The sequence below is a fragment of the Bacillus sp. FSL R9-9410 genome, from assembly GCF_038050385.1.
In the GTDB taxonomy this organism is placed as follows: domain Bacteria; phylum Bacillota; class Bacilli; order Bacillales; family Bacillaceae_G; genus Bacillus_A; species Bacillus_A cereus_U.
The window spans coordinates 1,263,648-1,276,835 of sequence record NZ_JBBOTV010000001.1 but is presented as its reverse complement, the minus strand read 5'-3'; the positions used below and the strand labels follow the sequence as shown (position 1 = coordinate 1,276,835).

Below are 13,188 nucleotides of genomic sequence, written 5' to 3'. Positions count from 1 at the left end.
TTGCAACAAAAAAACCGAGTATAAAATCTTTATGATTTTACACTCGATTTAGTCTACTATTTATGCATGTGAAAATATTTTTTCATACCATTCTGTTGCCTTCTCTACTTCATTCATCGTTAATTGATGTCCTCTATTTTCCCAATGCATTGTTACATTAGCATTTGCATTTTCTAATAGCACCTTCAATTCCTCTGACTCAGAAGGTGAACAAATTGGATCATTTGTTCCAGCAGCAATAAACACTGCTTTCTCTACTAAATTAGGAAGTTCTATCCCTCTTCTTGGGACCATTGGATGATGAAGAATGGCACCTTTTAATGCATTTTCATAATGGAATAATAAACTTGCTGCAATATTTGCTCCATTTGAATACCCCACAGCTACGATATTATCTCTATCAAATTCATATGTTTTTGCTGCTTCATTTAAAAATTCATTTAATTCCTTCGTACGGAAAACAAGATCCTCTTCATCAAAAATACCTTCTGCTAATCGGCGGAAGAAACGAGGCATCCCATTTTCTAATACATTTCCACGAACACTTAATACAGATGCTTTTGGATCAATTCTTTCTGCAAGCGGTAATAAATCTAATTCATTTCCTCCCGTACCATGAAGCAATAATAGCGTTGGTTTTGACTCATCTTTTCCTTTTTGAAAAACATGTTTCAACATATTCCTTTTCCCCTTTCAATCACTTTAATCTAGATTTCTCACTTCAAATGGTAAGAGTGTCTGTTCAATTTGTTTTCTATGTTGTTCATATCGGTCCGGTAATTTTAACTCCTCACCCATCGTCTCTAAAGATTCGTCATGGGCAAAACCAGGAGGGTCTGTTGCAATTTCAAATAAGATTTCGCCGTGTTCTCTAAAATAAATTGCGTTAAAATAGTTTCGATTTTGTACAGGGGTTACACCATATCCAAAGCGAGACACATGCTCTTTCCAGTCTAATTGATCAGCATCATCACTCGCTCTCCAAGCAATATGATGAACTATACCAACACCCATTTGCCCACGTCCAATTGTTGATAATCTCAAATCGATAATATTTCCAATATCAGCAGAAGAACGGAACCGCATAAACTCTCCCTCTTCTCCTACTTTCTCAAGACCCATAACATGCTCTAACAATTCAGCAGTTTTTTGAGGTTGTGCCGATAAAAGAACAGCACCGCCAAATCCTTTAATTGCTACTTCTGGCGTAACTTCCCCAAAAGTCCAATTATTTAATTCGCCCTCTTCTCTTTCAACTAATTCTATATGCAAACCATGTGGATCATCAAATTCTATATACTGTTCTCCAAACCGAGTCATTTTTGTATACGGTACGTCGAATTTTTCTAATCTATTTTCCCAAAACTCCATTGTACCTTTTGGTACGACATAAGACGTAATGCCTACTTGACCGTCCCCAATAATACCTTGACGAGCACCTACCCATGGGAAAAACGTAATAATTGTTCCAGGCTTTCCTCCTGCATTACCAAAGTAAAGATGATACGTACCTGGATCATCAAAATTCACTGTTTGTTTTACTAAACGCAATCCTAATACACCTGCATAAAAATCTACATTTTCTTGTGGGTGACCTACGATTGCTGTAATATGATGAATTCCCATCGTTTTCTTTTCCACTTTCTCCACCCCTTTTTTTATTTCATTACAAAAAACGTTTATTCGCTAAAATTCATTATTCATTTTGTCCGTATGATAAAGTTCAATCCGCAATACTATCTTTTTCAAAATTGAGGTATTTCTCTAAAAAACTAACACATTTCATTTAGTTCAAAAATTATCTCGAATTCGAGATAATTTACAAAAAAACTACAGTTCTTATGATTATATTTTAAATATTGATTTTATGATTTTGACTATCCTTCAAAAAATATCTTGAATTCGAGATTTATTATAGTCTAATTAGTTTTTATTGTCAATGCGGATATCGTTTCATTTTTTCATCAAAAAAAATATTCTGACAACTCATCTCCATCAAATAATTTGTTTGAAAAAGAGCAACCGAAAAGCGGGAACATTCATGTAATAAATTTCTACTTTTCCCATAACCAAAAAAGCCATACAAATGTATGACTTTTTTGATTTTTTTTGTTCAGCTACATATTTACTTCCCAATTACGGAAGGAAACAATTCCGAAAGTGGAACTACTTTCCCCATCTCATCTTTAAACACAATATGCTCTCTCGTTAAATGGCGCGGGCTCTTTACCCCTGCTGCTGCCGCTAATGAAAACAAACTATATCTCATACTAATAACATAGTTCATTACTCGCCATTTTTTCTCATACGGATCTAATGCTTTTTGGTAGTGTGGATTCGTGGTTGCAACCCCAGATGGGCATTGTCCTGAATTACATTGAAGTGCCATAATACAACCGCTTGCCATCATAAATCCGCGTGCTGAATTTACGGCATCTGCACCGATAGCTAAAGCAATCGCCACTTTATCTGGCGTGATTAATTTCCCGGAGGCAAACACCTTTAATTTATCCCTGACACCGTAATGATTTGCTGTATCAATAAATGTAAGTAATGCCGGTATAAGCGGAAGCCCCATACTATCTGCCATCGATTTATATGTTGCCCCTGATCCACCTTCTGAACCGTCGATTGTAATAAAATCTGGATAGATGTTTAATTCTTTCATTGCTTTTAATAAATCTTCCAAAGGCTTCTGTTGACCAATTACAATTTTCATGCCCACTGGTTTACCACCGTTTTCTTGTAAATCTTGAATAAAATATAAAGCCTCTGCGGCACTACTAATAAATGAAAAACGATTTGGCGAATTAATCGTTTCTCCTTCTCGTACTTTCCGAACGGAAGCGATTTTCTCATTTACCTTCTGTCCTTCTAAATGACCACCACGTATTTTTGCTCCTTGCCCAAATTTCAATTCAAACGCTTTAATATTACTTTCTTTCGCCTTCTCCATAAATTCCTTCATCGAAAAATTCCCGTCCTCGTCACGGTATCCAAATAATCCCGGACCAATTTGGGCAACGATATTTGCCCCCGTATGTAAATGTTCTGGAATAACGCCCCCTTCCCCAGTATTAATCCACGAACCACCTGCCATTTTTGCACCAAACCCAGCTGATAAAATATAATTTTCTCCAATCGCACCGTAAGATGTCGCTGACGCTCCAAACATCCCATACAGTTTCCATGGATATTTACGATTTTCACCGACTATAATTGCATCATCTTCTTCATACAACCAAAGGTTTGTTGTATCCGCTGTCAATTTTTCTCTTCTTGAAAATAACCCTTCTTTATGAATCATATATTTTTTCCCCTCACGTTCTTGCGTGAGATTCACACTTAATTCATCTGTTAATGTGGGGAATAATGTATTAGCAATATAATAGCCAGATTCCTCAAAATCTCGTTTTGATCCAAAACCAAGTATTTCAGAACGGTATTTTGCTAGAAACATAACACTTTGAAAATCGTAGCGCGAAAAGGGCTTTCCGTTAGTATCATGATCAAACCAATATTGCCGAAATTCCGGGCCTATTTTTTCGAGTAAATAGCGCATTCTACCTAAGTATGGATGCAGTTTTAATATAGAATGATGCGTCCGTTTTTTAATAAAAAATGTAATGATAAAAAAGACAATTAAAAGTAGCATCAAAAAGAGCAATATACTAATAATAATGAGTAGCGCTTCACTCATTCCGCTTCCCCCTATATATGAAATTCCATAATAAAAAGAGAACACTCCATGTGTTCTCTTTTTATCCTTATTCACACTAACGTAGCAAGATGCTCTTTCGCGTCATATTCAACCAAACTTTCAGCATTTTTAATTCGCTGAACAAAATCTGGATTAGCGATTAATGGTCTTCCGAACGCCGCTACATCAATTGTTCCTTCTTGCAGTGCTTCTTCTGCCTCTTTCGGATTCAAATTACCTACTCCTACGATAGTACTATCCCAATACTTTCTTACTAATTGATGAAAATTCTTGCCGTCAGCAATAACTTGCGTATAATTCATCGTTGAAGGGTGAATCATCGTTAATCCAACTTCTTTAAACATATTTACAAACGTTTCAATTGCAAGTTCAGGATGTTCCCACATATAAGTAGGATTATCACCTTTAAAGGCAGAGAAGCGAAGAAGCGTTTTATCAGCTCCAACTGCTTCAATTACAGCCTGAACAACTTCTTTCATAAACGTTAACCTTTGTTTTAAGTCACCGCCGTATTTATCAGTACGCTTATTCGCAAATTCATAAGTAAATTGGTCAATTAAATATCCGTGTGCACCGTGAATTTCTACACCATCAAATCCAGCTTCTATCGCATTCTTTGCGGCTTGTGCATATTGACCGATAACTTCTTTTATTGCTTCTATTGTCATTGCTTCTGGTGTATCAAACGGTTTACGAAAACGCGGAACATTCCCCTCCGCAGCAATAGCAGAAGGTGCTTGCGGCATTTGACCACCAATTATTTCGTGATGACTCATACGTCCAACATGCCATATTTGAGCAATAATCGTTCCGCCTTCTTTATGTACTGCCTCTGTAACAGGTTTCCAAGAATCGACTTGCGCTTGTGTATAAATACCTGGTACTCCTGGATTCCCTTTTGCTCTCTGACTAATGACAATTCCTTCTGTAATAATTAGTCCAATCCCATCAGCAGCACGTTTTCGGTAATATTCGACTACGTCAGCACCAACGACTCCAGTCTCATTATTTGCAAAACATCTCGTCATCGGTGCCATCGCTATGCGATTACGAAGAGACCAAGACCCAATTTGAATCGGATGAAATAACTTCGTTTCTTCAATATTTTCAAAAGACCCCCAAGCGTTTATATTTGTTCCTTCATAAATACTTGCCGCTTTATTATTTGAACTTGTCATTTTTCTTCCCCCTAAAAAAATCTAACTATAATCGCATCATACTTACTTTTAGATAGTAACGTCAATTTATACGCTCTTACGTAGGAATATTCGTATAATAAAACTAACCGTTTTTAACTTTAAGGGTTCTGAAATTCAGGAATCTACTGTTTATTCTAATGTCCAGTAAGTGGATGAGGAAAATACTTATTAAGTGGATGTTTTCTTTTTTTCTAGTTTTATTACTATAGAATATATTGGTAATTAATTATTTAACTATTTACTAACCAAAAAGAACCTGTTTCCAATGTACTATGTTCAAACTTACACTAACGAGGTTTCAATAATTCATTTGTTTTTTAATTATACCAACGAAATTTTAGGAACTAATAAAAGACTCCTAGATAGTTGAAAGTATTTTTTCTTATTTAACTTTTAGAAAGAAGGATAACAATGAAAACAAAAGCTATCGTTTCTACACCTGAAAAAGATTTTAATATGCAAGAAGTATACTTAGACGAGATTAAAGACGATGAAGTATTAGTAAAAATTATCGCTTCGGGTATATGTCATACAGATGCAACAGTTTTAGACGGTACAATGCCAACACCAAAACCAGTTGTTTTAGGACATGAAGGTTCTGGTATCGTGGAAAAAGTGGGAAGTAATGTAACATCGGTTACACCTGGTGACCATGTTGTACTTGGATTCGCTTACTGTGGTCATTGTGAAAATTGCTTAGATGGTAATGCTGCTGCTTGCGAAAATATGATTGAATTAAACTTCTCTGGAAAAAACAAACGCCATGTAACACCTATACACGATCTTAACAATAATGACATTTCTCAATTCTTCGGCCAATCTTCATTCGCATACCATGCCGTGGTTGATGAGAATAATACTGTAAAAGTACCAAAAGATGTTGATATACGTTTGTTAGGACCACTTGGTTGTGGAATTATGACTGGTAGCGGTACGATCCTAAATTCATTACAGCCAAAACCAGGTAGTAGCCTAGTTGTATTTGGAACCGGTGCTGTTGGCCTTAGTGGCTTAATGGCAGCTAAAATTGCTGGATGTACTACAATCATTGCCATTGATATTCATGATAGTCGTTTAGAATTAGCGAAGGAATTAGGGGCTACACACACGATTAATAGCTTAAACGAAGATCCAGTTGCCAAAATTAAAGAAATTACAAACGGTGGAGCTAATTACTCATTTGAAACAACTGGCGTAAATACTGCTACACTGCAATCCATTCAATGCTTACGAGTAAAAGGTACAATGGCAACTGTTGCTGTTGGTAAAAAGGATTTAACTTTAAACGTAACAAATGAAATTGTCGTAAAAGCTATTACAATTAAAGGGGTAGTTGAAGGTGATGCAGTACCGCAACTATTCATTCCAAAATTAATTAATTTCTATCAAAAAGGACTATTCCCATTCGATAAGTTTGTACAATTCTATTCTTTTGAAGAAATTGCTCAAGCATTTGAAGATTCTAAAACAGGAAAAACGATTAAACCTATTATCGTAATGGAGTAACATTTGTTTACTTTTTCCCGATAACTAACAAAACAAAAATATCCTGAAATGGAATAAATAAAATTAAAAAGGTTTCCTAAGTAGGAAACCTTTTTTAGTTGACCATATAAGGCTAACAATTCGTTTATCTCTTTTAAATAAAGAAAATAAACAATTATTATCTCCTCACATATGGAAAATCTCTTAACAATAGAAGTGGGAGTGGTTCAGTATTCTTCTAAAAATAATAACTTATATACCTAAAACAATGAAAGCCCTACCTCTCTTTCATCCTTACGGCTCCTCGTCCGTGCCAGTGTGAATCAGGATTGCAAAAATCAAGTAACTATTTTATCGAGTTATTTAATTAAACTTCGAACATTCGTAAAAGAAATTAAAAAATAAAAATGGATTAAATTGTAGTAATAACAAAAGAGGTTAGTGCTCTAAAAGTGGTTTGAAAGAGTTGAATGTCTTTGAAATGATTGATTTTCTATAATTATATTCCCAAAAAATTCAAGATCTTTTTTGGGATGTAATACATTATCTACAATGAATCTTAACAAAAGCTTTTTAGTTGATTTTCTGTGATACCTTCAATTAATCCCAGTTCACTAATCAAAAATTCATGTGCGTTATCTAACATTTTCTTTTCGCTTGCATTAAGTGCTTTTTCTTTCTGCATACGTAATAAATCACGTACAACTTCAGCACCTTCTTGTATTTTACCCGTTTTTATTTTATCAGTGTTTAATTTATACCTTTGTTTCCACGTAAGTAATCTATCTGATTCCCCATGCTGAAAAATATCTATTATGTTTGTTAATGCCTTTATATCTGTAACTGGTCGTATATTTGAACTCAATATTTTCCCCATAGGAATCATTACTTCCATATTACTAGCCGACATTTTTATAACATAATACTGTCTTTTTTCTCCTGAGATTTCCTTTTCTTCTATGGCTTTAATTATACCTGCTCCGTGCATTGGATAAACGATGTTATCGCCAATTTGAAACAAATAATCCACCTCCATATATGGTAACCTTCTCAATCTTAACACACATTTATTTTTTTAGCAAAATTTTTATAATATCACAAAATTATTTTCTATGTCAATTTATTTACACATAAAAATTCAAGCTGTACAGAAACACTAAAAAACCCGCGATTTTGTTACATTTCTACACCCATTTTCTCCAATTTTATATACCTTGTAAAACAAAAAAAACACATCACTACATATAAGTAGCGATGTATTTTTATATAATGACAAAAACGGTTGCTTCAAAACTTCACACACGATCCTTCGCTTATATACTAACCTGTTTACTAATCGTTTCTCGCGCTAACAGAAAACTCATAATCACTTGCGCAGCTACTCTACTCGTCATATCCCTAAAATCAAGAGTTGGATCAATTTCTACTATATCCATCCCTTGAACGAGTGGCTCTTTACCAAGGAATTCAATTGCATCAAGTAAAGTTGTACTATCCATTCCACCAGGACCGATTGCTGGACAGCCTGGCGCAAACGCTTGGTCTAATACGTCCATATCAAGAGAAATATAAATAGAAGTCACACCTTGTTTTCTTAATACTTCAATACTTTCTGAAATAAGGTCTTTTATTTCTCGCTCTCTTACATCTTTCATTGTATACACTGTCACGCCATGCTTTTTTGCATATTCATGGTACGCTCGTGCATTTGAAAAATTACGAATCCCAATTTGAACGAGTTGTTTTCCTGTAATCACATCGTTTTCTAGTAAACTACGGAACGGTGTACCATTTGATGGACCACCATCATCTAAATTACGTAAATCATGATGGGCATCAAATTGAATAATACCGACCTTTCCTTTACTATTTGCAAAACCAGTTATACTCGGAAAACTAATCGAGTGGTCACCACCAAGAACGATTGGTATCATTTTCGGATTTACTTCCGTCAAGTGACCAACTGTTTTCGCAATTCGGTTATGACTCTCTTTTATATCTGTCACATGCATCGTAATATCACCGCAATCATGAAGAACACTTTCTTTCATATCGTGTTCTTCTGTAATTGCGTACGTGCTATATGCATCTAACATTGAACGAATTGTTTTTGGCGCAAAACATGCTCCCGAATGACTAATAGATGGTTTAGAAAGGGGTGCTCCAATTAAGGCCGCACCGAATATTTCCTCCCCTTCCTCCCAATCTTTAATCATCTCGCTCCATTTCGTCACTTCACGATCGATAAACTTTGCATTTTTCTTTAAATAGTGGCCGTGCTCCACGATTGTTCACCTCTTGTATATGCTATATTACCATTCTTCCATACTGTATTCACATGACTTACGCCGTAATGGTACGGTACGTAAGCGTAATTATAAGCATCCCATAAAACTAAATCCGCCTTACGACCAACTCTAATTTTCCCAGCTACATCGCCTCGATTAATGGCATAAGATGAGTTAACTGTTACGGCATTCCAGACTTCTTCTGGTGTCATTTTCAGTTTCAGCATTGCAATACTCATAATAAGCTGAATGTTTTCAGTTGGACAGCTTCCTGGGTTAAAGTCTGTAGCTAAAGCAACAGCAACACCTTCATCGATCATTTTGCGGCCGCGTGCGAAACTTTCTTTATTTAAATAGAAAGTTGTTCCTGGTAATAAAGTCGCTACTGTATTAGAATTCGCAAGCATTTCAATTCCTTTATCAGAAGCGCCAACTAAATGGTCTGCTGACGCTGCACCGATTTCAGCCGCTGCTTCCGCACCACCAAGAGGGTCGATTTCATCTGCATGAATTTTCACATCAAAGCCCAGCTCTTTCGCTTTTAATAAAAATTCTTTTGATTCTTCTACAGAGAACACACCTGTTTCACAGAAAATATCAACGAACTCAGCTAATTGCTTCTCTTTCATCTCTGGTAATAAATCTAGCATCCATTGTAAAAATTCTTTCGATCTTCCTTTATACTCTTTCGGAACTGCATGAGCACCTAAAAATGTTGAAACTAAATCAATTGAATGCTCTTTTTGTAATTGTGCAGTTGCCTCTAATTGTTTCCATTCCGTCTCATCATCTAATCCGTAACCACTCTTCGCTTCTACGGTTGTTACACCGAAAGATAGCATACGGTCTAAATGGAATTTTGCTTTTTGAACAAGTTCTTCTTTCGATGCTTGTTTCGTTGCATTTACAGTTGCAAGAATACCTCCGCCTTGTTCTAAAATTTCTAGGTACGGAACTCCTTGTAATTTCAGCGCGATTTCATTTTCACGAGATCCACCAAATACAAGATGAGTATGCGGATCTACAAGACCAGGAGAAACCATTTTCCCGCCGCAATCAATAACCTCTTTCGCTTGTAATCCTTTAGCCTCTTCCGCTGTTCCAACGAAAGTAATCACGCCATTTTCAATTCCGACAGCACCGTTTTCAATAACAGGAAGCGTGTTCATCGCTTCCCGTCTTAACAAGCCATCTTCTTGATCCATTGTTAGTAATTGACCGATATTTATTAGTAAAGTGTCCAGCATGTTTCTTCCTCCTTATTTCATCATTGGAATGTTAACGCCTTTTTCTTTCGCAGTTTGAACCGCTAAGTCATAGCCAGCATCAACGTGACGAACAACACCCATACCAGGGTCAGAAGTTAATACGCGTTCAATACGTTTTGCCGCTGCTTCTGTTCCATCTGCAACGATAACCATTCCAGCGTGAAGTGAATAACCCATACCAACGCCACCACCGTGATGAACAGACACCCAGCTTGCACCGTTTACACTGTTAATTAATGCATTTAAAATTGGCCAGTCTGCTACTGCATCACTACCGTCTTTCATAGATTCTGTTTCACGGTTTGGAGATGCTACTGATCCACAATCTAAATGGTCACGGCCGATAACGATCGGTGCTGATAATTCACCATTAGCCACCATTTCATTAATAATGCGGCCAAATTTTGCACGCTCGCCATAACCAAGCCAACAAATACGTGATGGAAGACCTTGGAACTCAACTTGCTGACGTGCCATACGAATCCAATTACATAAATGCTCGTTATCAGCAAACTCGCGTAAAATCACTTCGTCTGTTTTATAAATATCTTCTGGATCACCAGAAAGTGCTACCCAGCGGAATGGTCCTTTTCCTTCACAGAATAACGGACGAATAAATGCTGGAACGAATCCTGGGAAATCAAAGGCATTTTTCAAACCTTCATCGAAAGCAACTTGGCGAATGTTATTTCCGTAATCAAATGTAATCGCACCTTTTTCTTGCATTGCAAGCATTGCTTCCACATGTTTTGTCATACTTTCTTTCGATAATTGTACGTAACGTTCTGGATCTTCTTCACGAAGTTTCGCTGCTTCTTCTACTGTGTAACCTACTGGAATATAACCGTTTAATGGATCATGTGCAGAAGTTTGATCCGTAACTAAGTCAGGGATAATATTACGGTTTACTAACTCAGGTAAAATTTCTGCTGCATTACCTAATAATCCAATTGAAATGGGCTCTTTCTTCTCTTTATACTCGTTTGCAATAGCCAGTGCTTCTTCTAATGATTCTGTATACTTATCACAATATCTCTTTTCAATACGACGATCGATACTACGCTTATCTACATCAATAGCAATTACAACACCGCCGTTCATCGTTACAGCAAGCGGTTGTGCCCCGCCCATGCCACCTAAACCAGCAGTAATCGTTACAGTACCTTTTAATGAACCATCGAAATGTTGACGTGCCGCTTCTCCAAATGTTTCATATGTTCCTTGTAAAATCCCTTGTGTTCCAATGTAAATCCAGCTACCCGCTGTCATTTGTCCGTACATCATTAGGCCTTTTTTCTCTAGTTCACGGAAGTGATCCCAGTTCGCCCATTTTGGTACTAAGTTTGAGTTCGCTAAAAGAACACGAGGCGCATCTTCATGCGATTTAAAAATTGCAACTGGTTTTCCTGATTGAACAAGTAACGTTTCGTCGCTTTCTAATGTTTTTAATGAATCAACAATTGCATGGTAGCTTTCCCAATTACGAGCTGCACGGCCAATTCCTCCGTATACAACTAATTCTTCTGGTTTTTCAGCTACTTCAGGATCTAAATTGTTCATTAACATTCGAAGTGCAGCTTCTTGAACCCATCCTTTCGTTTGTAACTCAGTACCTCTTGCCGCACGAATTGTTTGTTGTACTTTTTCCATTTCAATCTCTCCCTTTTCTCGTTTTATAGTGCTGCATTTACATCCAATCTTTCCTTTATTGAATAGTTCGTTTTTAACCAATGCGTGATATTTTCGATATCCGTTGAGAATATACGGTCATTTGTAATAGAAGGCACTTGCTGACGACCTTGATGATAGAAGACCTTCGTAACTGTACTCATGTTTTCAATCCCGCGATACTCTGCTGCTTGCATCGCACAGATCATCTCAATTGCAAGAACGCGTCTTGCATTTTGAATAATTTGATGCGCATGACGTGAAGCGATTGTTCCCATACTTACGTGATCTTCTTGGTTAGCTGACGACGGAATTGAATCTACACTCGCTGGATGAGCTAACGTTTTATTTTCTGAAACGAGTGAAGCCGCTGCATATTGCATAATCATGGCACCTGATTGAAGTCCTGGTTCTGGACTTAAAAATGGTGGTAAGTCATTTAATTGCGGATTTACTAGGCGTTCAATACGGCGCTCTGAAATATTTGCAAGCTCCGCCATCCCTACTTTTAAGAAGTCCATTGCAAATGCAATTGGTTGTCCGTGGAAATTACCACCAGAGATTACTTTTTCCCCGCCATCAAAAATAAGTGGATTATCTGTTGCTGCATTCATTTCAATTTCTAATTTTTCTTTCACATAATTTAAAACTTGCCAAGAAGCACCGTGAACTTGCGGGATACAACGAAGTGAATATGCATCTTGTACACGAAGTTCTCCTTGTTTTGTAATAAGTTTACTATCATGAAGAATGTCACGAACTCTGCTTGCTACTTCCACTTGCTCTTTATAACCGCGCGCTTTATGAACATTTTCATCGAATGCATCAATAATGCCGCGTAATCCTTCCATTGTCATCGATGCAATTAATTCAGATTGATAAGCCGTTGCTTCAGCTTCTATATAAGAAAGAACCCCTTGCGCTGTCATCGCCTGTGTACCATTGATTAACGCAAGACCTTCTTTTGCTTCAAGTTCAATAGGTTCAATTCCTTCTTCTGTAAGAGCAACCATCGCATGAACTCGTTTTCCTTTGTAGAACACTTCACCTTCACCTAACAAAACGAGAGCAAGATGAGATAAAGGTGCTAAATCACCGCTCGCTCCTAGTGATCCTTGTTGAGGAACGACCGGATGAATTTTACGATTTACAAACTCAAGAAGCATATTTACAACAAGTGGTCTAACACCCGATACTCCTTTAAGCATCGTGTTCGCTCGTAAAATTAACATACCGCGTGATACTTCTTCCGGGAATGGATCGCCTATTCCGCACGCATGTGACTGAATTAAATTATGCTGAAGTGCCTTTACATCATCTTTTTGAATAAGCACATCACTAAACTTTCCAAATCCAGTTGTAATACCGTAAACGACTTTTCCATCCTCTACGATTTTCTCAACTACTTCGCGGCACTCCGCTACCTTTTGCATACTATTTGGACAAGCTGTTACACCTTCACCTTCAAGTAACAACCTCTTCATTTCTTCAACTGTCAATGTATGTCCTGTTAACGTAATCATTCTTTTTCCTCCTTATAAAGGCAAAAGGGGACCTTA

The 13,188-nt window shown here is 37.0% G+C and carries 10 protein-coding genes; 1 reads left to right on the top strand and 9 read right to left on the bottom strand.

Going from position 1 to position 13,188, the window contains the following annotated elements; genetic code table 11:
* Nucleotides 1-60: 60 nt before the first annotated feature.
* The 4 genes from MKX77_RS06835 to MKX77_RS06820 form a co-directional block, all read right to left on the bottom strand.
* On the bottom strand, nucleotides 61-678 hold the full coding sequence (locus MKX77_RS06835) for an alpha/beta hydrolase (RefSeq protein ID WP_341306117.1): 618 nt from the start codon (nucleotides 676-678) through the stop codon (nucleotides 61-63).
* Between the two features lie 24 nt (nucleotides 679-702).
* Nucleotides 703-1,641, bottom strand: coding sequence for a ring-cleaving dioxygenase (locus tag MKX77_RS06830; RefSeq protein WP_341306116.1), 939 nt, complete (start codon nucleotides 1,639-1,641; stop codon nucleotides 703-705).
* Nucleotides 1,642-2,125: 484 nt separating this feature from the next.
* Complete coding sequence (locus tag MKX77_RS06825; protein ID WP_341306115.1) at nucleotides 2,126-3,700, bottom strand: FMN-binding glutamate synthase family protein; 1,575 nt, start codon at nucleotides 3,698-3,700, stop codon at nucleotides 2,126-2,128.
* A gap of 71 nt (nucleotides 3,701-3,771) precedes the next feature.
* On the bottom strand, nucleotides 3,772-4,899 hold the full coding sequence (locus tag MKX77_RS06820; RefSeq protein ID WP_341306114.1) for an alkene reductase: 1,128 nt from the start codon (nucleotides 4,897-4,899) through the stop codon (nucleotides 3,772-3,774).
* Between the two features lie 432 nt (nucleotides 4,900-5,331).
* Between MKX77_RS06820 and MKX77_RS06815 the strand changes: the two genes are divergently transcribed.
* Complete coding sequence (locus MKX77_RS06815) at nucleotides 5,332-6,426, top strand: NAD(P)-dependent alcohol dehydrogenase (protein WP_341306113.1); 1,095 nt, start codon at nucleotides 5,332-5,334, stop codon at nucleotides 6,424-6,426.
* 538 nt (nucleotides 6,427-6,964) lie between these two features.
* On the opposite strand, the gene MKX77_RS06810 is transcribed toward MKX77_RS06815, so the two are convergent.
* The 5 genes from MKX77_RS06810 to hutH all read right to left on the bottom strand — a co-directional run bounded on the left by MKX77_RS06810 (nucleotide 6,965) and on the right by hutH (nucleotide 13,152).
* Nucleotides 6,965-7,426: a CarD family transcriptional regulator gene (locus MKX77_RS06810; RefSeq protein ID WP_341307938.1), complete on the bottom strand. Its 462-nt coding sequence runs from the start codon at nucleotides 7,424-7,426 to the stop codon at nucleotides 6,965-6,967.
* A gap of 292 nt (nucleotides 7,427-7,718) precedes the next feature.
* On the bottom strand, nucleotides 7,719-8,690 hold the full coding sequence (gene hutG / locus MKX77_RS06805) for a formimidoylglutamase (RefSeq protein WP_341306112.1): 972 nt from the start codon (nucleotides 8,688-8,690) through the stop codon (nucleotides 7,719-7,721).
* Nucleotides 8,669-9,940, bottom strand: coding sequence for an imidazolonepropionase (gene hutI, locus MKX77_RS06800; protein WP_341306111.1), 1,272 nt, complete (start codon nucleotides 9,938-9,940; stop codon nucleotides 8,669-8,671). Before hutI ends, hutG begins: the two co-directional genes overlap by 22 nt.
* A gap of 12 nt (nucleotides 9,941-9,952) precedes the next feature.
* Entirely contained in the window at nucleotides 9,953-11,611 is a 1,659-nt protein-coding gene (hutU, locus tag MKX77_RS06795) for a urocanate hydratase (protein WP_341306110.1), read from the bottom strand.
* A 23-nt stretch (nucleotides 11,612-11,634) separates the two neighbouring features.
* Nucleotides 11,635-13,152: a histidine ammonia-lyase gene (gene hutH, locus MKX77_RS06790; protein WP_341306109.1), complete on the bottom strand. Its 1,518-nt coding sequence runs from the start codon at nucleotides 13,150-13,152 to the stop codon at nucleotides 11,635-11,637.
* Between the last annotated feature and the right edge of the window lie 36 nt (nucleotides 13,153-13,188).

Excerpts from the sequence above, each read along its gene's own strand:
- MKX77_RS06835 (WP_341306117.1), bottom strand. The coding sequence starts at position 678 with ATGTTGAAACATGTTTTTCAAAAAGGAAAAGATGAGTCAAAACCAACG.
- MKX77_RS06825 (WP_341306115.1), bottom strand. The coding sequence starts at position 3,700 with ATGAGTGAAGCGCTACTCATTATTATTAGTATATTGCTCTTTTTGATG.
- MKX77_RS06820 (WP_341306114.1), bottom strand. The coding sequence starts at position 4,899 with ATGACAAGTTCAAATAATAAAGCGGCAAGTATTTATGAAGGAACAAAT.
- MKX77_RS06815 (WP_341306113.1), top strand. The coding sequence starts at position 5,332 with ATGAAAACAAAAGCTATCGTTTCTACACCTGAAAAAGATTTTAATATG.
- hutI (WP_341306111.1), bottom strand. The coding sequence starts at position 9,940 with ATGCTGGACACTTTACTAATAAATATCGGTCAATTACTAACAATGGAT.
- hutU (WP_341306110.1), bottom strand. The coding sequence starts at position 11,611 with ATGGAAAAAGTACAACAAACAATTCGTGCGGCAAGAGGTACTGAGTTA.
- hutH (WP_341306109.1), bottom strand. The coding sequence starts at position 13,152 with ATGATTACGTTAACAGGACATACATTGACAGTTGAAGAAATGAAGAGG.